General features: G+C 57.8%; 19 protein-coding genes. 15 read left to right on the plus strand and 4 right to left on the minus strand.

All coding sequences use genetic code 11. The annotated features are described in order from the left end of the window. Positions 1-12 precede the first annotated feature (12 nt). Positions 13-1515 (minus strand): MDR family MFS transporter, encoded by a 1503-nt coding sequence (locus A4R35_RS00380; RefSeq protein ID WP_112425460.1) that lies wholly within the window; start codon positions 1513-1515, stop codon positions 13-15. A 220-nt stretch (positions 1516-1735) separates the two neighbouring features. Here A4R35_RS00380 and A4R35_RS24890 point away from each other — a divergent pair, with 220 nt between their 5' ends. Further along, positions 1736-1867 carry a hypothetical protein gene (locus A4R35_RS24890; RefSeq protein WP_262982306.1) on the plus strand — a complete coding sequence of 44 codons (132 nt, stop codon included), beginning with the start codon at positions 1736-1738 and terminating at the stop codon, positions 1865-1867. Positions 1868-2894: 1027 nt separating this feature from the next. Here the strand turns inward: A4R35_RS24890 and A4R35_RS00385 are convergent. Beyond that, positions 2895-3140, minus strand: coding sequence for a hypothetical protein (locus tag A4R35_RS00385; protein ID WP_112425462.1), 246 nt, complete (start codon positions 3138-3140; stop codon positions 2895-2897). Positions 3141-3681: 541 nt separating this feature from the next. Between A4R35_RS00385 and A4R35_RS00390 the strand changes: the two genes are divergently transcribed. The 11 genes from A4R35_RS00390 (at position 3682) to A4R35_RS00440 (ending at position 19348) form a co-directional block, all read left to right on the plus strand. Then, positions 3682-4335, plus strand: a complete 654-nt coding sequence (locus A4R35_RS00390) for an RNA polymerase sigma factor (protein WP_112425464.1) — start codon at positions 3682-3684, stop codon at positions 4333-4335. Then, positions 4328-4948, plus strand: a complete 621-nt coding sequence (locus tag A4R35_RS00395; protein ID WP_112425466.1) for a hypothetical protein — start codon at positions 4328-4330, stop codon at positions 4946-4948. Before A4R35_RS00390 ends, A4R35_RS00395 begins: the two co-directional genes overlap by 8 nt. 2 nt (positions 4949-4950) lie before the next feature. After that, on the plus strand, positions 4951-5673 hold the full coding sequence (locus A4R35_RS00400; RefSeq protein ID WP_112425468.1) for an ImmA/IrrE family metallo-endopeptidase: 723 nt from the start codon (positions 4951-4953) through the stop codon (positions 5671-5673). A 19-nt stretch (positions 5674-5692) separates the two neighbouring features. Next, positions 5693-6739 carry a hypothetical protein gene (locus tag A4R35_RS00405; RefSeq protein ID WP_112425470.1) on the plus strand — a complete coding sequence of 349 codons (1047 nt, stop codon included), beginning with the start codon at positions 5693-5695 and terminating at the stop codon, positions 6737-6739. A gap of 48 nt (positions 6740-6787) precedes the next feature. Then, entirely contained in the window at positions 6788-8623 is a 1836-nt protein-coding gene (locus A4R35_RS00410) for an ATP-binding protein (protein ID WP_112425472.1), read from the plus strand. 24 nt (positions 8624-8647) lie between these two features. After that, positions 8648-9883 carry a metallophosphoesterase family protein gene (locus A4R35_RS00415; protein WP_112425474.1) on the plus strand — a complete coding sequence of 412 codons (1236 nt, stop codon included), beginning with the start codon at positions 8648-8650 and terminating at the stop codon, positions 9881-9883. After that, positions 9880-12618, plus strand: coding sequence for an AAA family ATPase (locus A4R35_RS00420; RefSeq protein WP_112425476.1), 2739 nt, complete (start codon positions 9880-9882; stop codon positions 12616-12618). The genes A4R35_RS00415 and A4R35_RS00420 overlap by 4 nt, the downstream gene beginning before the upstream one ends. A 44-nt stretch (positions 12619-12662) precedes the next feature. Continuing rightward, a complete protein-coding gene (locus A4R35_RS00425; RefSeq protein WP_112425478.1) occupies positions 12663-14147 on the plus strand; it encodes a DUF3375 domain-containing protein in 1485 nt (494 codons plus the stop codon). A gap of 2 nt (positions 14148-14149) precedes the next feature. Continuing rightward, positions 14150-14764 (plus strand): DUF4194 domain-containing protein, encoded by a 615-nt coding sequence (locus A4R35_RS00430; RefSeq protein ID WP_189361163.1) that lies wholly within the window; start codon positions 14150-14152, stop codon positions 14762-14764. A gap of 82 nt (positions 14765-14846) precedes the next feature. After that, positions 14847-18197: an ATP-binding protein gene (locus A4R35_RS00435; RefSeq protein WP_189361165.1), complete on the plus strand. Its 3351-nt coding sequence runs from the start codon at positions 14847-14849 to the stop codon at positions 18195-18197. Beyond that, positions 18194-19348: a Wadjet anti-phage system protein JetD domain-containing protein gene (locus A4R35_RS00440; RefSeq protein WP_112425484.1), complete on the plus strand. Its 1155-nt coding sequence runs from the start codon at positions 18194-18196 to the stop codon at positions 19346-19348. The genes A4R35_RS00435 and A4R35_RS00440 overlap by 4 nt, the downstream gene beginning before the upstream one ends. A gap of 194 nt (positions 19349-19542) precedes the next feature. Here A4R35_RS00440 and A4R35_RS00445 read toward each other — a convergent pair whose 3' ends face one another. Both A4R35_RS00445 and A4R35_RS00450 read right to left on the minus strand, forming a co-directional pair. Further along, positions 19543-20085: a dihydrofolate reductase family protein gene (locus tag A4R35_RS00445; protein WP_112425486.1), complete on the minus strand. Its 543-nt coding sequence runs from the start codon at positions 20083-20085 to the stop codon at positions 19543-19545. 755 nt (positions 20086-20840) lie between these two features. Beyond that, positions 20841-21329 carry a quercetin 2,3-dioxygenase gene (locus A4R35_RS00450; RefSeq protein WP_112425488.1) on the minus strand — a complete coding sequence of 163 codons (489 nt, stop codon included), beginning with the start codon at positions 21327-21329 and terminating at the stop codon, positions 20841-20843. A 305-nt stretch (positions 21330-21634) separates the two neighbouring features. Between A4R35_RS00450 and A4R35_RS00455 the strand changes: the two genes are divergently transcribed. The 3 genes from A4R35_RS00455 to A4R35_RS00470 all read left to right on the plus strand — a co-directional run bounded on the left by A4R35_RS00455 (position 21635) and on the right by A4R35_RS00470 (position 24063). Beyond that, positions 21635-21940 (plus strand): MarR family winged helix-turn-helix transcriptional regulator, encoded by a 306-nt coding sequence (locus tag A4R35_RS00455; RefSeq protein ID WP_112425490.1) that lies wholly within the window; start codon positions 21635-21637, stop codon positions 21938-21940. Between the two features lie 417 nt (positions 21941-22357). After that, positions 22358-22561 carry a hypothetical protein gene (locus tag A4R35_RS23790; RefSeq protein ID WP_146747054.1) on the plus strand — a complete coding sequence of 68 codons (204 nt, stop codon included), beginning with the start codon at positions 22358-22360 and terminating at the stop codon, positions 22559-22561. 650 nt (positions 22562-23211) lie between these two features. Next, positions 23212-24063, plus strand: a complete 852-nt coding sequence (locus A4R35_RS00470; RefSeq protein ID WP_112425496.1) for an FAD-dependent monooxygenase — start codon at positions 23212-23214, stop codon at positions 24061-24063. Positions 24064-24531 lie beyond the last annotated feature (468 nt).

A 24531-nucleotide genomic window follows, 5' to 3' on the forward strand; every position in this document is an offset into this window, starting at 1 on the left:
CGTCTCCTGCTCTCACTGGCGACGGAGGCGCACGGCTGCAGGACGGTAGGACGGATGCAGGCAATAGCGCCGGCGTGATCCCGCCACACGAAGCACATAGCCCTGCCGTTCCAGGGCCTCTGCCAGATGACGTGCCTGGGGATACGAGCAGCGTATCACCTGCTGGATGATACGAAGGTCTACATCAGTGCCCCGTGGAAGAAGGGCCAGATAGTTGAGCAGTGCACGCGAGCGTCTCCCTGGGGGCCCAGATTCTTTCCGAGCGGGGTATGGGGCGGGACCCGACCTCCGAAGCGCAGGAGTCTCCGCGCGGGGACATTCTGCTTGCGCGGGCGTCTGGTCTGGCGCTTTTCCGAGCACAAGGGGCAGCACAGCAACACTGGTCAGCAAACCACACAGCCACCAGAATCTGGGCGCGTCCCAGGAAAACGCCAGGGTCCCCAACGGCGGCCCGACCGTCTGAGCAAGGTTCCAGGTGACATCCCAGGCACCCTGGTAGCGGCCACGCAAGTGCGCTGGCGCCAAATCGGCGACGTAGGCTGCAGAGGCGGGGTGATGGAGGATCTCGCCCACACTCCAGAGCACCACTGTCAAGGCCAGGGACACGAGATTGGAGGCAAAGGCGACCAGCCCAAATCCCAGAGCTGTGAGCAGCCAGCCTATGGCAATCAGTGGCAGCAGTGGGCACTTTCTGGTGACCTGGCTGAGAGGCAGCTCTAACACGATTACCACCAGGCCATTGAGCGAAAGCAGCGCTCCATAGGCAGCGTTGGACAGACCCAGGCTGTGCACCTGCAGAACAAGAGTGGACTGATGCTGGAAGTACACTATGGCCACTGCCAGGGAACCGAGCAGGAAGAGCAGAAAACGAGGATCGTGATGGAGCGCTTCCACGAATCCAGCTGCTGTCGGTGGCTGCTCCTGAGCTGCGCCACCGCTCCCAGCGGGCAGAGCGACCAGGGCCAGCACGCCGAAGACGACGGATGAGAGTGCATCTGTCAGGAAGATCAAGAAGAAGGAGTGGCTGGCAAAGAAGCCAGCCAGGAGAGGACCAGCGGTAAAGCCGACATTAAGGGCAAACCGGTACCAGGCGAAGGCGGGCAGGCGCTGCTCTCTCGGTACCAGCTCGGTCAACAAGGCACTGGCCGCCGGACGATAGAGGGCAGCACAGAGGCCAGCCAGGGTCGCCAGGCCCACCAGCGCCGGCAAGGCACGTGCCTGTGATAAGGCCAGAGTAGCTGCGGCGGAAGAGAACATGGCGACCACGATAGTCCACCGTCTTCCCCGGCGGTCTGCCAGAGTGCCGCCGAGGAGAGCAGCGGCCATGCTGCCCAGTCCATAGGCTCCCGCAGCTATGCCTGCCTGCGCTGGGGAGTAGCCTTGAGCCGTCAGATACACCAGGAGAAAGACCCCGACAAAGCTGCCGAACCGGTTCACGAAGATACCGCTTAATAGAATCCAGAAGGGAAGGGGGAACAGCGCTCCTGGTGCCAGGATGCCTCTTCGTCGTTGCATGGTGGTGATCGCTCCTTTCCTGTATGGAGGAGTATGCTATGGCCTGGCTCTGCGGTGGGATAAGCAGAGGCAAAACTGCTGGCTGGCTCCTCCTTGGGTAGCAGAAGCCACCAGCTCTCCATCTGCTGCGAAGAACATGGCCCGTACTGACGTGTCTTGCCCCCTGAATGGAGATCGCGCAGCCTGATCGAACGCCGCTTCCCAGGTGACCTATTTGCCTGTGGACGAGACAGGAGGCGACAGCTATCGAAAGCATGAGCGACCCCAGGCCGCGGCTGAAGCCGGCGCCGTGGGCGAATGCGTCGAGCAGGTCAGCATGGGGCTGATGGCAGAAACCCAGAACGTGACCTGACAAGCTCTTCCTGAGACCAGCCGTACAGCACCGGGAGATCCTGGCCAGGGTCGTGAAGGGAGTGGAGTGAAGCAGAAGCGTTTGCCCTCTTCCCTTCCTGATCCACACCGGCGTCCGATCATCGGCCCTCACCCCAAGAGAAGCCCGCGCCAGGAGTGGCAGTTCGATAAACCGGGGCAGGACTGGCATCCGATAGACTCCTTCTGCGGTTTGGTGGGGGAGGGGGAGGCCCTTCCTGGCCACGTTGCTCATCCTAGGTGATCTCGGTGCACTCGACGGAGAATGAGCGTACACGACGGCGGTGGGAAACGTCTGGGAAGGAAGCGGGAGCGTAGCGGGAAGAGAGTGGGAGAGTGAGGGACTGGCAGTGGGTGCGCAACGGGAGCCGCCAGGGAAGGCAGCAGGTGGAGACCTTTGTCGTTGTTCAGTTCCGGCAGATCTCGGAAGAGGTTCAAAGACAACAGGGCCATGTCCTGTGATGCTCGTTGCTCTGGCTGCAGGCGCTGATTGGCTCTTTGTCAGAGTGGCGCTGGAGTGAGGTATGAGTGTGGAGCTGGTCATTCCCTGCGCCAATATGAGAGGAGGTTCTCTGAGACGGACCGGGAGAATCTTTCTCTGTGCTTGATCTGGTGCAGCGGGTGGGGAGATGGACTTCTGGGGGAGGCCCCTGGATCAACACCTGTGGACGCGCACTGCTTGCAAGGCTATACGGGGGGCAGTCAAACGAGAGTCTTTGCTCTTGCTTGAAGGAAGCTCTCAGGATATACTCTTTTCAGAGGATCTGCCTTGGAAGGCAGCTTTCTGTCTATGTATCCCTGCCTCTTTTCTTTTCATGATGTAGATGAGTTGTATGAACTGGCTTCTAGAGCCGATTGGGGACGTTGATTGCTCTTCTTGAGAGTACCTGCCTTCCAAGCAGGCTGTCGCGGGTTCGAGTCCCGTCTCCCGCTCCCTCTTCCCGAGTCACGTGGCCGGCTCCCTACTACAGGGGAGCCGCCCTTTGTCCTCAAGACAGCTTAAGTGACAGCTATTTGTTCTGCTCTCCCCTCAACAGCTCTTCCATTTTCCGCGGCAGGCCAAACGCTTGAGCCTCCTCGCTGGTCAGATCAGCCAGTCCTGGCGCATGGCGCAACGGCTCGATCATCGGCTCTCCCAGAGAGACAGACCCATCAGGACCCGGGACCAGGTGCATGACCTGCACCAGCTCATCCTGGCAGATGAACCTCCCAGGAAGCGCAATATCGCCTTGTACCTTCTGACAGATGAAACACATTGACGGTCCTTCCGTCAGATGCTCCTCCTTGCCCGCTGTGGACAGTGCCTTCAGGCCCGGCTGGTGCGAGTGGGTTTTCTCCGCGGGCCTGGTTCGTGTTTCTTTCAACCCCGACGGGCGACTTGGCTGATTCTGACTGGCATGCCAGGCGCTCATAGCTGGCGCTATGGGATGTTTCAAACCCGGGCCGGCGCTTTCGCTGATTCTGGCGGCATGACTGCTTATTCAGGCAGCAGCTGCCTGGAGCAGGACCTAGACCGTCCGAGACAGGACCTCACTGCTGACTGCCGGCTAGAACGATCTCGTCTGGCAACAGCGACTAATAAAGACAAAAGGGCTAGCTGATCCTGGCTTCTGATGCGCCTGGGTATAATTACTTTTATATCCATAAAACAGACCGTTTTATCTGTGAAACTCCGCGGAGCACCAGAGGGTCCGCCTCAGGAACTGGTATTTTTGTTCTAGTGTAACATTCGATGGGTCTTAACTCATTTTAGAGTAGAACCCTCGGAGAAACGCTGATGTAGAAAAGAGGGGACGCATGGATGAACAACATAGGGAATCCCTGCTGATCTCTGGTTCAAATCTCCACACGGAACTGGCCCAGTATCTGCAGGATGCAAACAACTATCGCCTGTTATATGGTATCCTGCGCCAGCTAGTCGCTCGATCGGGTCTGATAGCTGCTGGCAACGACGCTGAGCTTCAGGAACAAACCGATGAGCTGTTCCAGAGCGTCATCCAGCGAGCGTTTGAGCTGGCAAATAAGCAGCCTGGTCATAAAGTCAATCTCCAGGGATGGCTCTTAAGAATTGCCCACAACATCCTCAAGGAGTTCCGCCGTCAACATCAGCAGGAGAAGCGGCGAACCCTGCCGCTGAAGCAGATCACTTCGGGGGAATATGAGGATGATGAGGCATTCTTCACCCTATTTAGCCAGCGACTGACCACTGCTGACCCAACGCTAGAGCTGGAGCAGCGTGAAGGGCTTCGAGAAGCCTTCAGCAATCTCTCGGAGGCTGATCGTCAGATTCTCAGCCTCTTCCTTCACTATGGCTTCCAGCATAACGAAATTGCGCACCTCTTGAAGATCAGTCCAGGGGCGACTCGCGTGCGCTTTTGTCGCGCCCTCGGGCGCCTGCAAGCCATTCTCGAAGCGCAAGAAAAGCAGAGACGAGGTGAACGTCATGGCTAACGAACGACGGCCCATTTCTCGCGAGCAGCTGGCGCGTGAGAAGGCCCTCTATATCTACCTGCGCGCCTTCGAGCGAGGCGACTTTGATACCATGGACAGAATCTTACAAGAGGCGATGGGAGACTCTGAGCTGGAACAGATGATTATAGATGTTCATAGATATTACCTCGAAGAAGAGCAATTCTTTCTGCAGGAAGAAGAGTTAGAAAAACTACGCCAGATCGTCTGGCAGTATCTCCCATCAGCCGTCAGAGATGAAGGCGAAGAGGTGCAGATTCCTCCTCTGACTTGCCGCGACGTACTCATCCGCATGCAGGAGAACGTTCTCAGCCGAGGGGCAATCAAGCAAGAGCTGCAGAGACTTCTCCAGCAGCTGCCCGGCTCTACGCCAGCGCTACCAGATGATCTCAGTCTTCAGAATATCAGGCGCCTCTTTGAGCGGCTCGGGTTACAGCCAACCCTTCCTTTCCTCAAGCACTTTCGCGAGCAGGCTATCATGCTGGCCATGCAACGCAGGCAGGGTCAGGCTGGTCTGGCAGCAGCTCGTCAGCAGCGAGCAGCCTGGCAGCGCAGACAAGAGGAACAGCGCACGCATAGGAAGCCGGAGGCTTAGGTATGCAAGACTTCTGTACTGAGCGCGTCATGCAGCTCATTGATGAACTCTATGCCAGCTCTCAGGTGGAACCCCCCACCCTACGCTACCCTATTGCCCCACTGGGCGAAATCATTGACGCCTCGAATCTCCTCTGTATTGAGCTGGCTGATCTCACGCGCACCACGGCACTGCGCTACCTCTTCACTCAGGGGGGGCTGTTGGAGGTACCTGTTGACGAGGATCAGGAGCCGCTGGCAGGCTTCATCCATGCCGGCAGCCGCTATGGCTGTATCTTTGTCGAGCGTCGGGATCTGCTGGTCCGTCGACGCTTCTCGGCTGCGCACGAGCTTGGGCACTATCTCCTTCACTTCCGTCCCGCGTTGCAAGAGGCTGAGCGACGGCACCACCATGTCGAGATCAGCGAAAGACTGCCTCTGGCAGGCAGTGAGACCTCCGCGACTATAAGCGTTCTGGCAGGAGATATAAACGATCTCGCGCCGCTTCCACCCCGTTGGCAAATGGAGCGAGAGGCCAACATTTTTGCCACCTTGCTGCTCATGCCTGAAGAGATCGTCCGGGGCCTGGCGGCCCGCCTCCCCCTCTGGAGCAGCGAAGCTGACTTCGTCTCGGCTCTTGCAACCTGCCTGCTGGTCAGTGATCAGGCCATGCAGCTGCGTCTGAAAGAGCTGCAGCTGCTTCCCTTGCCACGCAGAGTAGCCAAGGGATTCACTACCACATCTTAGAGAGGGAGGAGGCAGCGGCATGACACGGATCGGAGGTTTGGATTTTTTAAAGAATAATGGGGCGCGGCGTGTCCGCAACGACCAGCCACGGCCCTGGCTAATCGAAGAGGGGAACGAGGTCATTGTTGAGGAGGTGCGAGAAGAGCTTCTCAACTACGAGCGCTCGCGAGAGCATTGGGCAGGGATCGATGTCCTATCCGCTCGCCCGCCTGTTGACTGGCCCTGGTGGCCCAGGCGCTTCGTTGATGGCAAGAACGTTGGCCGCACCGTCGCCTGGCTGCAGACACGCGAGGGTTTTCCCGTACCCGTGCGTCTGGCTGAAATCGGTGCGGCTGCACTCATCGATCAGGCAGGTCTACTGCGGCGCGAGTACGAGGCCGTTGAACGTGTGGTCTCGCTGGCCGTCGAAGGCTTTCCCTGGGACGAAGTCGAAAGCTTCGCCGCCGCTCTAGGAGAACACGATCTGCGTCTCCTACCTTGCCATCCCTCGCCGATGAGCTACTCCTTCGAGCAGATGCGTCGCGCTGTGCAAAACCGCATGCAGGAAGAGATGGACTTGTTGATGCGCCGCGCTTTGGCCTGCAATCTGCAGCTACCCACCCTGGTCGATGGGCGGCTGGAGCCGTGTGTTGGGGCCTTCGACCAGGACAGCGCGCCCATTGTCGGCCTGATCAAAACGCATGCGCGCGTCTATCTCCCCTCGCGTGAGCTGCCCCTGCTCTACGAACTGGAGCCGGGCCAGCGTACGCCGGCTTTCTGCATCGGCGGCAAGCTACCCCTGGTCACCTGGTACCTCCGACTGAACCCGCTAGGGAGCGAGTTGCCCTACTGGGGCCTGGTACGCCTGGAAATCTCCCGCTCCTTTTATGAAGGCTTCATCGGAGGTGATCCACGCTATATCGATTATCTCTCGCACATCATCTACAGCTACCGCTGCAAAAACCATAGCTACGGGCGCGCCGCCATCTCGATCTATCCCATTCAGCGGGTTGAAGAAACCCTGGAAGCACTCTTTACTCCCAATGAAATGCTTGTGCAGCGCTTTTACCGTTACACCAATATATAAATCATCGCTCTTCCAGGTAATACATGCGTCAGGAGGTGACGGAAGAAGATGCAAACCATCGATCATGAAGCCCATCAGACTGCGGATGAGCAATACGACCTGCTGGAAGAACCCCACTGCCTGGGTCTTGTCGGCTCCCCTCAGGGCCAGGAGGCCACCAGCCGTCGCTTCTTCTTCTGGGTCAAACGGGATGCGCTAGTAGAGGAGACGCAGTTAGTCTACTGCGACAGCGTGATTGCCAATCGCCGCTATCGTTTCTACGGCATTGTCGAGGAAGTCGTGAGGCGCAGTCGCAAGCGCAGCATGGATGACGAGATTGACCAGGCTGACGGCGACATCGATTACGATCCGCCTTTCGAGAGCGACGGCTACACCTATGCGCGCGTCAGCATCCTGGCCGTTGAGCCGCGAGTCCTGACGCCGCCGCGTGAGCGTAGCAAGGTGTACCTGGCGGGTGAGAGGGAGGCAGCTATTGCTTACGCCGCCGGTGAGATTCGCCCTGGGCGGGAGCTGCCGATTGGCCTGATCAAGAACGGCGGCGAGCCACTGGCTGGAGCAGGCTTGCTGGATCTCGACTATCTGCTCGGCCTCAACGGCGGCCACCTCAACGTCACTGGGTCGACCGGGCGTGGGACCAAATCCAGCTTCCTCCTCTTTGTCGTCTGGATGCTCCTGCACTACTGCCGTGAACTGGAGCGCCTGGCACCCTCACAGCCAGATCGCACGCGCGTCGTGCCCGTGATCTTCAACGTCAAAAACTACGACCTCTTCTTCATCGATCGCCAATGCAAGCACTTTGGTCCCGAGCATCAAGCTGACTGGCTCCGTCTGGGTGTGAGTGATCCTCGCCCTTTCCGCAACGTGACCTTCTATGCGCCAGCCAGCAAGGAGAGTGGTCTGCCCGTCTACACGCGACGCAGTGAGGGGGTCATTCCCTACAGCTGGGGGCTGCAGGACATCATTGAGAGCGCTCTCTTCCGCTACCTCTTTGCCGAGGAAGACGCCAGCGACCCCAACTTCGGCGCCCTGGTGCTCGATGTCGAGGCCTTCTTAACGCGGGAGCAGCGGCGCGCAGATGGCTCCCTCGTTCGCACTCTGAGTCCTTCTGGCCCTCAGACCTTCCAGGAGCTGCTGGAGTGGGTGAACAGGCGATCCAATAAACGGGCAGATGGAGATAACGAGAGTGAAGGTAAAGAGGGGACGCAGCTCAGCCAGAACCACCATCTCCAAACCTGGAAGAAGCTCTATCGGCGCCTCTTCCTGCTGGTCTCCGAGAGCAGCGGCGTCCTGCGCCGCCATGAGCGTCAGGGCAGGCCGCTCGACGTCGTGCGTGCCGACACCAGCGATCCGCTGGTCATCGATCTCTTCTCGCTGGCTGGTATGCCCGAGATGCAGCGCTTCGTCGTTGCCACCATCTTCCGTCAACTTGTCGAGGCGCGCAGCGGCTCCGGGGTCGTTAGCGGCCTGGTCTACATCGTCATGCTTGACGAGCTTAATCGCTTCGCTCCCCGCGGCGCCCGTGATCCCATCACGCAGCTTATCGAAACGGTTGCCGCCGAAATGCGCTCGCAAGGGATCATCCTGCTCGGTGCCCAGCAGCAGGCTTCCAGGGTCTCCGAGAAAGTCATCGAGAACGCTGCCATCAAGGTTCTTGGGCGAACTGGCTCCCTGGAGCTGGGCACCCCTGTCTGGCGCTTTCTCAGCGAGAGCGCCCGCGAGCGCGCTCTGAACCTGCGCATCAACGAGAAGCTGATCATTCAGGATGCCTTTCGCGAGCCCATGCTCGTGCGTGTCCCTTTCCCAGTCTGGGCCATGAATGCCGAAGAAGCGCTCTCATCCTTGAGTGCGACCAGCGACGGCCAGGATGACCTCATCGAGCGCTGAACTGGCGAGCAGGAGGAAAGTAGCATGAGAATATTGCATACCGCTGACTGGCATCTCAATAGCCGCCTGGGGCGGCAGCAGCGCAACCCCGATCTTGTGCGTGCCCTCAACCGCGTCGCTCTTTACCTGGAAGAGGAGCGGGTCGATGTCATGCTCGTCGCCGGGGACCTCTTCCGCGAGCGCAGCCATGCTGAGCAGCTACAGGCGGGTGTCGAGATCATCAAGATCGCTTTCAAGCCTTTCATCGAGCGCGGTGGCACCATCGTTGCCATCTGCGGCAATCACGACAGTGAGGTCTTCTTTACCACGCTGCGCGATGCCCTCGATCTGGTGATGCCTGCCAGCCAGCACGGCGATGAGCTTCACAGCAGCGGACGGCTTTACCTGGTGCCCAGAGCCAGAGTGCTCAGGCTGAGCGATCGCGACGGGCAGGTGGTCCAGTTCGTGCTGATGCCCTATCCGAGCAGCTCCTATCTCCGCGGCGAGGCCGGACAGCGCTTTGAGACGCTGGCCCAACGCAATCGCGCCATCGCGGAGCAATTCCGCTCCGTCCTCACCCGGCTGCAGCAGGGGCTAGAGTCGCGCTGGCCCTCTGTCCTCGTGAGTCACATTCTCACCAGAGGGATGTTGGCCCCGTCCGGCCACTATCTGGAGGAAAGCGATGAGGTGCGCCTGGAAGCGAGCGACCTCTCCTTTCCCTGGAGCTACGTGGCGCTGGGCCACGTGCACTGTCCCCAGGCGGCACTGCCCAATGCCGTCCATATGCGCTATGCAGGCAGTATCGAGCGTCTGGACTATGGCGAGCGGGATGATCAGAAAAGCGTCGTGCTGCTGGAGATCAAAGATGGGCGCCTTGTGGAGCCGCCGCGCCTCCTGCCTCTGGAGAGCGCCCCCTTTTATGAGGTGGAGGTTCGCAATCCCGCCCAGGAGCTTCCTACCCTCCCCGCACTCTATCCCGACCACGAGCGGGCCCTGGTGCGCTATATTCTGCACTGGGACTCATCGACGATGAGCGTCGGCGAGCGCGAGCGCCTCTGTCAGGCCATAGAAGGGCTGTTCCCACGCTGGTACGAGCGCGAGATTAGAGATGTGCGCAGCGGCACCGTGACGAGCAGTGCTTTGACCTTCCAGCAGAGCCGCGATGTGCTGGCCACGGTGCGTCACTACCTCGATCTGTGCCTGAAAGATGACCCTGAGCCTGAACGCGAGGCCATGTTGCAGCTCGCCGAGCAGCTCTTTATGGAGGTAGAAGAGCGATGAGACCCCACCGTCTGCGCCTCAAAGGCTTCATGTCCTACCGTGATGATACCGTGATCTCCTTCGATGGCTCTACCATTTGGGCGATCTGCGGCCCTAACGGGACCGGCAAGTCCACCATCTTTGACGCGATCTGCTTTGCTCTCTATGGCGAATCGCGCCTGGGCAAGCAGCACCAACAGGAGTTGATCTATCACCAGGTCAACGAACTACTGGTCGAATTCGACTTTGCCGTCGGCTCCCAGGAGTACCGTGTCCGGCGCACCGTCCAGCGCCGTGGCCAGAAGACCCAACAGGCCTATCGCCTTGCTGGAGGGGGGAGTTGGCAACCCATTCCTGGTACCGATAAGAAGGATAATTTGGCAACCTGGACGCAGCAGCTCCTTGGCCTCGATTGCCAGAGCTTCACCTTCTCGGTCCTGCTGCGCCAGGGCAAGACTGATGCGCTTCTGACTGCAGATGCTCCGCAGCGGCACGCGCTGCTGAGCCAGATCATCGATCTCACACCTTACGAGAGGCTCCATAAGAGGGCCTGCGACTACCAGAGACAGTATGAAGGGGAGATCGGAGCCTTGAAAAGCCAGCTGCAGGGCCTGCCTGCCATTCAGGAGGAAACGCTTCGCCAATTAGAGGAGCAGCTCCTAGCAAGCGAGCGCCTTTGCAATGAGCTGAATAGGCGGCAGCTTGAACTCGCACGACTCCAGGCCCTCGCTCAGCAGTGGGAGCGTCTGCTGCAAGAGCAGGAGCGACTCCAGGAGGCACTGGCCAGCTATGAGCACCTGCTTCGCCAGGCCCATCAGATTGAACAGGACGCCATCCGGTTGGAAGAATTGGAGCGGGTGCTCCCTCCCCTACAAAGCATCCAGAAGCTGCTTCATATGCAAAAGAATTTAGAGAAGAAAAAATATCAATTAGAGATGAAAAGATCTCTGTATGAAGAATATGATTGCAGCATCGATACGCTGATGAAACTGGACCAGGCCCGTGTGGCCTTGCAGGCCTTCGCTCGCGAGCGAGTGCGATGGAGACAGGCGGCACGTCGCCTGGCAGAATTGGAGCGCGAGCGGGAGCAGGACGCCACGGCCCTGGCCCGTTTGCAGGAGCAAGAGGGTCTGCTGCGTGCTCAGTGCGAAGCCGCTGACACAAGGCTCCTCGCCGCAAGCGAGGAGCGCGCACGCTGTCAAACTCTGCTGGCCGAGAGCCAGAAGCGTCTGCGACGCTTCAACGAAGTCGATGGGACCCAGGTCTGTCGCTACTGCGGTCAGCCGCTTACCCCAGAGCACCTTGAGCGCGAGCGCGCACGCCTCAACGCCGAACTGTTACAGGTCAGGCAGGAGTATGAGCAGGCAGCGTTGAAAGAAAAAGAAGCTAAAAATGTGTATAATCATCAATGTAATCAAATGCATCAAATAGAATCTGATATACAGAGTATTCGCGATCGTGCGTTCCGCCACGAGCAGGAGCGACAGCAACTTTGTAGTGAGCAGGCTGTAGCAGCGGACCATGCGCTCACTATCTCTGCTCAGCTGGCTCCCAGCTACCTTGAGCGCATTGTCGGCGCTCCTAATCTGCCTTTTGACCCGAGGCGCCATCTCTCGGCTGGCAGCTATCCAACGCCAGAGGACCTGAACGCTCTACAGAGATGCTGCCAGAGCGAGCAGGAGCGCCTCCAGCAGCTGCAGCAAGAGCTTGGCAGGCGGACAGATAGCCTTACCCATCTGGAGACGCTGCGCCGGACTATCCAGGCCGAGAGCGTGCAGCTACGGGATCAGCTCGTTGCTACCGGGCGCGATCTCACCCATTGCCAGCAGCGCATCTGTGACGAGCAGGCTATGCTGCCAGCGGACTGGCGCAGTCGGGCGCTTGACCTTGCTCCCGAGCACGTGGCCGACTGGGAAGATGAGAGGCAGGGCTTGCAGGGGGCCAGAGAGCGCCTGCAGGAGCTGGCTCGGGCGCGCTACCAACACGAACAGGACCGGCAGCGTTTGCAGGACATCAAGCGACAGTTTGAGCAGATACCGCCAGCGGCTCGGCGGGCTGCAGCTGAGGTGGTGCAAGAGCAGGAGCAGATCCATCTGTGCTATGAAGAGCAGGTCAGGCAGCAGCAAGCCCAGGGTCAGCAGCTTGCCTTGCAACGCGAACAGTTTCAAAGGCGCCAGCAACTGGAGAGAGAGCTGCAGAAGGCGGAAACCCGACATCGTCGCTATAAGCGCCTTGCCGTGCTGCTTGGCCGTGAGCACCTACAGCATTATTTGATCCAGCAGGCTGAGCGGGGTATCATCTATCACGCGAACGATATACTCATGCACATCTCGAATGGTAGCCTGCAGCTGCTTCTACCTCAAAACGAGGGGCCAGCAGAGATGGCAGGCCGGGACGCCTCAGAAAGCAAGGCACTGGAGCTGCGAGTGATCAATAGCGCCGTGGATGCTCAACGCCCCCAGTCAGTCAAGCTGCTCGGCGGTGGTCAACAGTTTCGCATAGCCGTGAGTCTGGCGCTGGCGATTGGGCGCTATGCCGGCAGCCTGCATCAGCGCGTCGAGTCTGTCATGATCGACGAAGGCTTTGGCAGCCTCGATGAGCAAGGGAGGGCAGAGATTATTCAGGCCCTGCGCGATTTTGAGGGCCTTCTCAAGCGCATCATCGTGATCTCGCATCAACGCGAATTCTTTGATGAGTTTGAGCACAAGTACTATGTCGATCTCCAAGATGGCAGCAGTAGGGTTTCTGTCAGGTAACACTAGGCAGGCGCTGATTTCTGGTAGCTCAGGAGAGAGAAGAGATGCAAGATTTTACACAATATGACTATCTTGAGTGTATCCTGCAGGAATCCCCTGGCATTCGGCTGCTCAAGGCGACAAACGCCTCCATGATTATCAGTTTTTTCTTTAGCATCTTTAGGAAAGATATGTGCTCTTCTGTTCCACTTAGCGTCTTTCTGGAGAGGCTTGAAGCCCATCTACAGGAGCTGAACGCGCGGAGGCCGGGTAGCTACACACGGTCTGCGCAGGCCTATCTGAACGAGTGGTGCGACGAGGAACATCGTTTTCTGCAGGTGCGACGTGGGGATGGCAAAGGAGAGCATCGAGTGGAGCTGACGGCGGAGACAGAACGCACCCTGAGCTGGCTGGAGACCCTAGAGGAGCTGCCTTTTATCGGCACTGAGTCGCGTTTCCTGCAGATCATCCGCTTGCTTCGTGAGATGGATGAGCAGAGCATGACTGACCCGCAGGCACGCATTGCTCGACTTGAAGAGCAGCGCAGAGAGATCGAGCAGCAGATTGCCAGGATCAGTCAGAGCGGCAGTGTGCCGGTCTTAGATGATTGGCAGATCGTTGAGCGCTTCCTGGAAGTCAGGCGCATGGCTCGTGAGCTGCTGCATGACTTTCGCCGCGTTGAGGAAGTTTTTCGCAAGCTGGCCGACTCCATCACGCAGGCCAGCCTGGAGCAAGAGGTGCACAAAGGACAACTCATTCACCATGTCCTGGATGCAGATCAGGCTCTTAAGTCATCGGAGCAGGGGCAGAGTTTCTACTCGTTTTGGGGCTTCATCAGTCAGCCCTGGTGGTATAAGGAACTCTACAGGCTTATTGAGCGTATGCTCTCGCTTGAAGCGGTTACACCTCGGTGCAGAGAGGATCACTTGCTGCGTCGCCTCCCGATGGCGCTCTTTGAGGCAGGCTGGAGCATTGTCCTCTCGAACTACCAGCTGGCCGAATCTCTGCGCCGGCTACTCGATGAGCAGATCAGAGAGGAACAGCGTCGCCTGGAAGAGCTGCTGATTGCTATCAAGCGCCAGACCCTTGTACTGAAGGATAGTTTGCCGCTTGACGAGCCCCTGCTAGAGCTAGAAGGCTCGCCCCAGGTTTATCTCCCCCTGGAAAGGGGGTTCTGGCAGCCAGCCGAGGAGCCACTACTCTGCGCCGGGTCCCTGGCGGTTGAGGGCCATGAGCCAGATGCAGCAGATCTGAATGCCCTTTTCAGCGGAGTCCACGTCGACGAGAGCCTGCTACGCGGGCGTCTCAGGAAGATTCTGCAGGAGGTGCCGGCGATTACGCTGGCTGAGCTGCTGGTCCGCTACCCTCCCGAGGCGGGCCTGGCCGAACTGCTAGTCTATCTGGCCATTGCTGCCTCTGAGCCTGCTCATCTGATCGATCCTACGAGCTATGATCTCATTGTGCTGCCGTCCCCCTGTGCGGGACTAGCATGCGGGGCCTCGCGCTGCTGGCTGGTCCCGCGCGTCCTCTACCAGCGAGCAGAAGGGTGACCATGAAAGGCGGCCGTGTCCTTCCCTATGCGTCGGTGATCCTTAGACTCCTGCAAGGGGCTGTCTTTAGCGACGATCATGACATCTGGAGCGACCTTCTCCAGCACCAGCCGAAGATCGAGGCCTACTTTGAACAGATCGGCCTGGAACTGCGCGTTGACGAGAACAGCGGCCTGGCTTACTTGCTTCAGCCAGAAATAGAGGACGATGAAGGCCGTTCATTGCGGCTCCCTCGCCTGACTCGCCGCGATCGCCTCTCCTATATAGCAACGCTGCTCTGTGTCGTTTTGCGAGACAGGCTGCTCTGTAGTGAGCGGGATAGCTTCATGCTGGAGCCGCTGCTCTGCTCGTATCAGCAGCTAGTCGATTGGTGCAAACCGTATCTGCCTGAGCGGCATGATGAGCGCAAGACGGAGCAGCAGATCGAGAAGGCCATCGAGCGTTTGATTGAGCTAAACTTTCTGCGGGCGCATGGGCAGGGTCAGGATGCCATGTATGAGGTACGTCCCCTGCTCAAAGCCAAATTGGATGTCGAGACCCTTGAGCAGCTCAAAGAAAGGCTAAGGCAATATGGCAAACAAAGAGTGGATGGAGCAGACGCAGCGGAAGAACTCTGAGAGCAGAGAGCCAGAAGGTTGGAATGGGACAGCCCAGCCAATCCCCGCTTCGGCCTCTCCTGCCGCACAGCCAGCAGCAGGTATGGGGGGCTTCCGTCTTCATGTGCTGGAGGTCTATAACTGGGGCACTTTTAATGGCCTGGCGCGCCTGGAGCCGCTCGGAGGCTCTGCCCTGCTCACCGGGGCTAACGCGGCGGGCAAGACAACCCTGGTCGACGCCCTCTTGACGCTCATGGTTCCCCCTGGTAAACGCCTCTATAACCAGGCGGCAGGTGGTCACAAGGCCGAGGAGCGTAACGAACGAACCTATATCCGCGGGGCCTGGAAAAAGCTGCAGGATGTCGATTCCTCTAGCTCTCGCAACATCTATCTGCGCGGCACCAACAGCCATAGTGTGCTGCTAGCAATTTTCCGTCGGCTGATCCCCGAGCAAGCGCCAGAAGAGATCACGCTGGCTCAACTCTTCTGGTGGGAAGGGGGAGACACCCTCCGACGCCTCTATATTGTGGCCCGCACTGCGCTCTCTATTGCTGAGCATTTTTCTCCTCAGCAGCCGCTCAAGCTTTCTGAGCTGCGAAAGCAGCTCAAAAGCGCAGGAGTCGAACTGTTCGAGCACTTTTCCCCCTACAGTCGCCGCTTCCAGCACCTCTTCCATCTGCGTTCAGAGAAGGCGATGGATCTGTTCAACCAGATCACGGTCGTCAAGGACATCGGTCCACTCAACCAGTTTATTCGCAATCATATGCTGGAAAAGTATGATATACATGAAGATCTAAAAGAACTTTACAATAATTATGTCAATCTGACGCGTGCCTACGCAGCCATTGAGCGGGCAGAGCGGCAGCTGGCTATTCTGACTCCACTGATCGCTCAGGCTGACAGTTACGAGGACCTGCAACGGCGTATTCAAGAAACCGAGGAGGCACGCGAATTTCTGGAATATTACTTCTTAGGCTACCGAAAGCATTTGTTGGAGCAAGCTCTTGTCGAACAGCAGCGGCGCTATGAGCAGCTGGCGGCCAGCAAGGCCGCGCTGACGGAGATGCTGGTGCCGCTGCGTGATCAAGAGAGAGAGATCTATGCCCAGATCCGGAGCGATGAAGTTGAGCGGCAGCTGAGCACGCTGAGCGAGCGTCTGCAGCGTCTTCAAGAGGAGCGAGAGCGGCGCCGGCGAGAGGCTCAGCGCTATACGGCGCTAGCTCAGGCGCTTGGTCTGGTCGGCTTTAGCGATGAGCCAACATTTCAGCGCACGCGGGAACAGGCGCTGCACCTGCAAGCAAAGATAGAGGAGCATCAGCGCAGGCTCATTGCCAGACGCGATGAGCTGGTCACAGCCAAAGCAAGACTGAGTGAGCACTGCCAGCAACTGCGGCAAGCGATTGCCTCCCTGCAACAGCGCGGAAGTCAGTTGCCGGAGAGCGACCTTCTGCTACGCAGCCGCCTGGCTGCCGCGTTGCAGCGCTCCACAGAGGAGCTGCCCTTTGTCGGCGAGCTGCTGCGCGTTCGAGAAACAGACCGCGCCTGGGAACCGGCTATTCAGCGTCTGCTGCGCGGTTTCGGGCGCCATCTATTAGTGCTCGGGGAGTATTATCAGGAAGTCAGCCGCTATGTTGAGCAGACCGATCTCAAAGGGCATCTGATCTACCGCTGTGTTCAGCCCGGCCAGGGTCCGGGCCGTCGTGGTGAGCTGACCGCCCAATCGCTCTATCACAAGCTAGAGATTCGCCAGCACGCCAATCCTATCTTTGCCACCTGGCTTGAAACGGAATTGATTGATTTCTACAATTATCGTTGCTGTGAGAGCCTGGAGGAGTTCCGGAGTGCCCCGCGCGCTTTGACACGCCAGGGCCAGATCAAACACAACCGTAGTCGCCATGAAAAGGATGATCGTACCCCCTTGGGTGATCCCCGTAACTACGTTCTGGGCTGGGATAATAGTTCGAAACAGCGTGCTCTCATCGAGGAGCTGGAGACGAGCCAGCGACAATTGGACCACTGCACTGCCGAGAAGGAGGCTCTTGAAAGAGAGCAGCAGGACCGGCAGCAGCAACGTGATCAACTGCGCCGTTTACTGGATGTCGAGACGTTTGCACGCCTTGACTGGTATGCAGTTGATCGAGAATGTCAGCGGCTGGTGAGAGAGCTGGAACAACTGCGTGGTCGCTCCGAGTACCTCAATCAGTTAAAAAGCCAGCGAGCTGCTTTACAAGAAGCTATTAAGGAGAAAGAAGAGACGCTTCGTCAGAAAGAGCAGCAGCTTGGGATGCTGCGAGGGTATCTGGAGCGCGATCAGGCTGAGCTGGCTGCCTGCCAGCGGCTGCTTGGCCAAACGCCACCGCTGACGGCGGAGGGGCGCGAACGGGCCAGAGTCCGCATTGAGCGCGATCTCAAAAACGAGAGAGCGCTGAGTCTAGATACGCTTGGTGAGATCAAGCAGAGGCTGGCAAGGACCTATCAGCAAAGCCTGAGTCCATTGAAGGGGAACAGTGAGAAGATGGCAGAGGAGATTCGCGAGCGGATGCGGGCGTTCCTGGAGACTGATCCTGCCCTCAGGCAGCAGCTAGATGACAGCCTGGCCGCGTTGCCAGACTACCGGCGTTGCTACGAGCGTATTCAAAAGGATGATCTGCCGCGCCATCGTGCCGGTTTTAAAGCCTTGCTCAACGAGAAGGTGGTGACCAGTATCACCGGCTTTCAGGCCACGCTGTACCAGCACGAGCAAGCGATCCGCGAAAGCCTGGAGACGCTCAACGCTGCGCTAGCAGCGGTTCCCTACAGTGCCAGTACCTATCTGCAGCTTTGTGCTGATCTGACCCGCAACCAGGAGATTGTGGAGTTCCGTCGCGCCCTCAAAGCCTGTATTCCCGATGTAGGCCAGCTGACCCCGGAGAGTTACCACTCCTGCTTTGAACGCATTCAGGGCCTGCTCAAGCGCTTGCAGTCCGAGGAAGCCTGGGCTCAGCGCGTCACCGATGTGCGCAACTGGCTTGAATTCAGAGCGGAGGAGCGTCAGCGTGGGCAGCCGCAGCCCATCGTCGCCAACTCTTACTCCGACTCAGCGGGCCTGAATGGCGGCCAGAAAGCCAGGCTGGCAACAAGCATTCTGGCCTCGGCCACCGCCTATCAATATCAGCTTGATCGGCCAGAGGTAAGGGATGCCGCTTTGCGTCTAGTTGTGCTTGATGAAGCCTTTGGCCGCTCTGATCAGGCTAACACTCTCCTGGCCCTAGAACTCTTCCGCAGCCTTGGTTTTCAGTTGATCGTGGTGACGCCTCTTGAGAAAATCGCTGTTATTGAGCCATTCATTTCCTCTTGTCATCTGATCGTGAGAAAAAGTGAAGAGAGCTGTCCTTTCGTCTACAACATGAGCGATGTTCAGTTGCGACAGTATCGCGAGCGTTATTCACAGCAGAAGGAGCTGTCCCCATCATGATCAACTATGCTCTCGTCCAGGAGAGAGCGCACCGGCTCTACCGAGATTTTCTCAGCGCTTGGGTGGAGGACAAGCCCTTCTTCCCACAGAGCTTTTCTGCAGGGCTGCCTTCCCAGGATTACCATGAGCTATTGCATGCTACTCAAGAGCTTATCACTCATTCGCGTGAGGTCCAGGGACAGGGCTATCGTCTTGAGATGCGCACTGTACGGCTGCGGCATCTAGGCACGCAGACTATCCCAACCAGGATCATCATTGAGCGTGCCGATGATTTGCTCTGGCTTACAGGCAAACGCGAGGAATTCGAGCAGTTTTGTGCGGATGTGGCGCTCATTCGGGCCGAAGTGCCTGCACTGGAGGCCTGGCTGCGCGCTCAGCCGCAGCAGGTGATCCGCTATCATGGTCTCTGGCCTCAGCTATTGCTGGTGTGTCGCTGCTTTCTGGAGCATCCCCGGCCTCAACTCTATGCGCGTGCTCTCAGTGTGCCAGTCGACACCAAATTTATTGAGCGGCATACCGGTATTCTTACCCGGCTGTTGCGCCAGATCCTCCCTCCGCTAGCCATTCGTGAGGACGGTCGGACCTTTGCTCAGCGCTTTGGCCTGCGCGAGAGCGAAACGCTGATCAGAATCCGTCTGCTGGATGACCAGTTTTTCAAGCGCTATGGGTTGCCCCTGACTGATCTCAGTCTCCCTCTCTCCGAACTGGCTCGCCTGGAGGTGCTGCGGGGCCAGCGTTGTCTGATTGTCGAAAACCTGCTCACCTTCCAGGCGCTGCCTTCTTCGTTCCCCGAGACGATTGTCATCTTCGGTGGTGGCTTTCAGGTCACGCTGTTAGAGGCAGTGACGTGGCTGAAGGAGAGCCCACTTTTCTACTGGGGCGATCTTGATGCGCAGGGCTTTCAGATTCTCTCTGCTCTGCGCTCCAGTTTCCCCAAGGTGACCGCGGTTATGATGGATGAGGAAACGCTGGCCAGATTCGCTGCATTTCAGGTGCAGGGTACTCCGTGTTCAGTACGCCAGCTGCCCGCGCTGAGCGCTGCAGAGCAGGCCCTCTTGACAAAGCTTGCCGAGGAGAATATCCGCTTAGAGCAAGAGCGTATCGATTGGACATATGCCTGTCAGCGGTTGCAGGAGCAGTTGCGGCCCTAGTGCTGTGCTGTTCGAGTGGCGAATCGAGGTCCCAGCATTGCCAGGCCACAGGCAGGAGTGCCGTAGAGGCCAGAGAAGAGGAGGGTTGGTGCAGCTCCTCATCGTTCTCTGAAGGATCCCGCTGGCGATCGCTCGGGACCCATGACTGCAGAGATGGCAGAGGGTCAAGTGGACGGCCTCTAGCTTCGTTCCGGTTAGGACCGGTCTGGTCGGTAGGTGAGGACAACAACCCCGGAACTGAAGGCCCGGTTCTCGATCAGCTTCAGCGTCTTCATCTCGCTTTCCTCTGGAAAGAGGCGCTTACCCCTGCCCACCACAATAGGGAAGACCATCAGCCGATATTCATCGATCAGATCCAGAGACATCAGACTATGGACCAGTTCTCCGCTTCCGAAAATCAACACATCCTGCTCTGCTTGCTGCTTAATTTGGGAGACCGCTTCGGTGAGATCACCTGTGAGCAAGCTGGCATTCCACTCCATTTTCGAGAGCGTGGTAGAGACCACAAACTTAGGCAGACTATTCATGCGCTCCCCATACGCCCCGGTTCCCTGCATGCTTGGCCAGCTGGCTGCAAATCCCTGGTAGGTCTTGCGTCCCAGCAGGAGGGCAGAGCACCGAAAAAGTTCATCAAATTTATATTTTTGTGATTCTTCACATGTAAATCGAAAAGTCCAGCCAGGATTTTCAATAACGCCATCCAGAGATACGAACATCGAAACAACAATTTTTGACATGTTCATCCTCTCTTGATTACTAGGTCAGCAAGCCCCATGTGTTCGTAACCTCTACTTTTGCCCTATCAACCCTAAAGCAACACCTGCGCTCTCTACCACTACGAGTAGGAGGGCCGGAGCTGTCTTTTATCGCACTGCCACAGCTGCGCTCGGGGACTCCCTCAGGTTACCACATGTGCCTGTGAGCATCAAGGCTCAAGCATACCCGGCGGGGATACGAAACTGCTCACTCAGCCGGGCCCCGATCAGTGGAGAGAAAGGAGAGGCATCGCTGCCGTTGGAAGATAAGCGGGGTGATCACCGTGGCCAAAGTGGCAGACGCCAAGGCCAGGGCGGGGCCTTCTGGAGAACCGGCTCTTCATCTCCGACTCAGGCCCACAGGGGGGGGACAGGCAGGTCAGGTCATCCGCAACAGCTAGTATTGCTCGAGCCTGCCCATAGGATAACACGCTAATCAGCCTGGCGAAGCGGTGGGATGCTGATCTGGACCGGCATGGGCGCATGTAGTGAGACCAGCGCTGGCAGGTCTTTCCAATCCAGCACCAGCAATCTGAACAAGGCCAGCTTCGTTTCCCCGTGGTCACGGCCTCGACAGTGGACGCAGTCAGTCGAACACCCCCAGACCTACACGCAATGCCGGGCGGCGCCAGAAAAGATGGCCCCCGATTTCCTGCTTCCTCCTGGCCTGGAGACCAATCGCGGCTGATGAAGCTGGAGAAGCTTTTATCCGATCAGTGCATCCCCCCGCTGCAGCATTACTCTGGCCCTACAGGAGGGCCGACGATCTCAAAGTGATATTTGGCGGCAAGGGCCTGCATCTTCGCAAGATCAGGCGGGGTGGGTGCAGGAAGCGTCAACGATTGGGCCGGCTCGCCCATTTCGGCGTGAAACTGTTCGAAGCCGGCTGGAACGGTGAACTGTAAGAGCCTGGCTGGCTGACTCCCCTCGACCAGGAAGCCATGAGCGATATCTCTGGGCAGGAAAATGAAAGCTCCAGCCTCAGCATGCCAGCGCTGTTCTCCACAGACAAATGTGAGTTCCCCTTCGAGGATATAGAAAGCCTCATCTTCGGCATGATGCACATGCAGAGGTGGAGCAAAGCCCGGCGGCAAGGTCTGTTCGATCAGGCTGAAGGTCTGAGTGGTCTCCTGCCCGGTCGCTTTGAACAGCATGAGCGTGCCGAGAAACCAGACAGCCTGGCCTTCCTCACGAGTGAGGATGTAGGGTGCATTGCTTGAGGTCATAGGATGGTTCTCCTTCCGGAAGCGAGCGGGTGATCTGGCTGCGCCCTCTCGCCTCCACGGATCAGCCAGCAGGCCAAAGTCTGAATGTGAGAGGGCCATCCGGCAAACTAGTAAGCTAAACTTACCAGAAATGCAAGAGGGAAGACAATGGAGAGCGTTCAGCCCTTACCTCGGATGATTGGCGCTTTGCTACGCATCCCATTTCAGCAGACAGTGGCGCGAGTCTATCAGCGCCTCATGGAAGCAGGATATACCGACCTCCGTCCCACTCACTTTGTCTTGTTACAGCAGCTGCGCCGGAGGGCATGCGAGTGACCGAATTGGCGAGCCTGGCCCAGATGACCAAGCAATCGATGGGAGCAATTGTAGACTACGTTGAGGAACGAGGGTATATTGAGCGGATTCCTGATCCAAGAGACGGACGAGCACGGCTCGTTCGCTTGACGCCGCGTGGTCGTGAAGTGGAGCGAGTCGCCTGTGCTGCCATCGCGGAACTGGAAAGCGAGTGGGCCCAGTACCTGGGCCACGAGCGGTTTGCAGCGTTACGCAGCGCCTTGCGAGACCTCGTCACGTTCATCGAGTCCCAGGGTGAGGACGCCAGACTCCCCTGACTGACATTACGCACACCTTGGCCGTGGCCAGAGCAGAGCTGGTTCGGGAAGTTGGAGGTCACTATCCAGGCCCGGCGCCAGCTCTTACCGCCGAGCGAGTTGATGACCCTTCTCCCTTGGCAATTACTATCTATGTTTCATATACCCTATTTCGGATAGTTGATAGCGAATATTTGGAAGAGAAAGGGAGCAATGGCAAAGCGGAAAATCTCAAATCTGTTGGCTCTGGCCGTTCTCTCCCTTTTGAACGAGCGGCTTATGCACCCATACGAGATATCATCGGTGATGCGCCAACGCGAACTGGCTACCGTGATCACGTTGAATTACTGTGCTCGGTGATTAAGGCGCTGCAGCGCGAGGGGCTGATTAAGTCGGTGGGCACACAGCGTGAAGGGCGCTACCCTGAACGTACCGTGTATGCGACGACCGCTGCGGGGCGAAGCGCGCTCTCCCTCAGACTGGCTTGGTGTGCTGCTTAGTACGCCGGCCACAGAATACAGCCAGTTTGCAGCAGCGCTGGCGTTTCTAGGCCATCTTCCCCCAGCAGAAGTCGCCGCGCGGCTTGAGAAACAGGTGCAGCATCTCCAGGAGCAGATCAGTAACGCGCGCTCGGCGGATTGAGCGAGGTGAGCAGCCTGGCATGGATCGTCTCTTTCTCACTGAGGACCTGTATACCCTGGCCTTGCTCGAAACGAAGCTCACCTTTGTACGCCAGCTCATTCAGGAGATCAACGATGGAACGTTAACGGAAGGTGAGCGAGGGGAGACGGATCTGGAAAATGACTCGCCCCGAACTTGCTTTGCCAGGAAGCGAAACAGGGCAAGAGCCTGAGCATACCAGCGATCGCTCGAACCGTCAAGGCTCAATTGATTAATCACTCAAGAAATGAATAGAAATCGTTTGAAAGGAGACAGTGATGCATAAGCAGCTCGACAAAGCTCTCATTATCGGAGCCGGGATTGGAAGAGCTGCTCTAGTCCTGTTTCTCAATAGTGCAGGTATTGAGTCAGAGGTCTATGAGGCCAGGGAGCTGCCTGAAGGATTCTCATTGATCCTGGCGAGCAGCGGTGTGGCTCTGCTCAGAGAGCTCGGACGTGATCACGCGGTCCTGGCGCCAGGGTCTGCGGTGAGCCATGCGATGATCTTGACTGGAAAGAACAAGCGACTGGGAGAGGCTACTAGAGCAGACGGAAGGCTTCAAGAGTGTTTTCCTGAAGGTGTTCCCCTGGTCAGGGTCCTCTGGGAGGGAGCCGAGCGCTAGGGGGTAAAAATCACACGTGGCAAGCGGCTTCAGCATATTGAAGTGACTGGCCAGGACGTGGTGGCGACCTTCCAGGATAGCACTAGCGCCAGCGGTAATCTCCTGATTGGCAGCGATGGGGTCCACTCGTGCGCTCGTCAATTCGTTGATCCAGTCTTCCCTGAAGAGGTCTATACCGGACTGATCAATAGTGGCGGCTACACCTCTGGCATGAAGCTGCCCTCTGCGCCGGAGACCGTTCAGTTTGTTTTCGGCAGACGAGCCTTTTTCGGCTATCATCTCAATCCAGCCACTGGCTATGTCTACTGGTTTACCAACTGGCTGCACAAGCAAGAAACTAATAGAGAAGCTTTTGTTGATATGACAGACACTCGACGGCGGCAAGAGATGCTCACCAAGTATGCGGGTGAACTGCCCATCATCAAGGAAATTATTGAGAAAGCGGATGAGACCTTCCCGTACTTCCTCTCCTACACGCTGCCCAAACAGCCGAGAGTCTGGCACAGGGGTCCAGTGGTATTGCTGGATGACGCCGCTCATGCCATCTCGCCCAGTTCTGGACAGGGCGCATCGATGGCTTTGGAGGATGCTGCGATCCTGGCCAAATGCTTGCGCGATGTTCCTGATCTGGAGCAGGCCTTTACCTCTTATGAGCACCTGCGCCGGGAGCGCACCACCAAGATGTATCAAATGGATGTGAACGGCGATCGGGGCAAACATCAGGTCAAACCCCTAGAGGTGTGGCTCCGGGACCTGACCATGCCCACCTTTCTGAAGCTGTTCGCCAGTCCCAAAGCGTCCGACTGGATCTATTCCTATCGAGTCGATTGGAGCACGCCAGTCGTCACACAAGACCCGTAGCTGATAAGCGCCAGAACGTAGCACGCTCCATCTAAGATGGCTGCCTGCTTCCGATCCCACTCGCCTGCTCTCGTCTGATTACATGATTCCACTATTTCAATCAAACAAGCAAGCTACGTAAATCGAGGTAGACTCAGGATTCATAGAGTAATCAATCGATTACTACGAGTAATTTCTCATCTATGCTGATCTTACCTCTCTCCTTTCCATTCGCACGAGCCATAATCGTATCTGACCACACTGAGCAAAGAACCAAGGACGGCAGATTATTGAACTGGCTACCCAACCAGGTCACGTGCATCTCAACGCACTATCTCATTCCCGCTGTCCTGCTCGGTCTCGCCGTCCTTACTATAGCGCTGCTACGACGAGCAGCGCGGCGTCTGTTAGCCTGGCACAGACCCGAGGCAGAGCGGTCAGCTAGGGCCCCCCTCGCCTTGGGTCGTCCTGCTGAGGGAGAGGGAATCA

Source organism: Thermogemmatispora tikiterensis (genome assembly GCF_003268475.1).
GTDB classification, from domain to species: domain Bacteria; phylum Chloroflexota; class Ktedonobacteria; order Ktedonobacterales; family Ktedonobacteraceae; genus Thermogemmatispora; species Thermogemmatispora tikiterensis.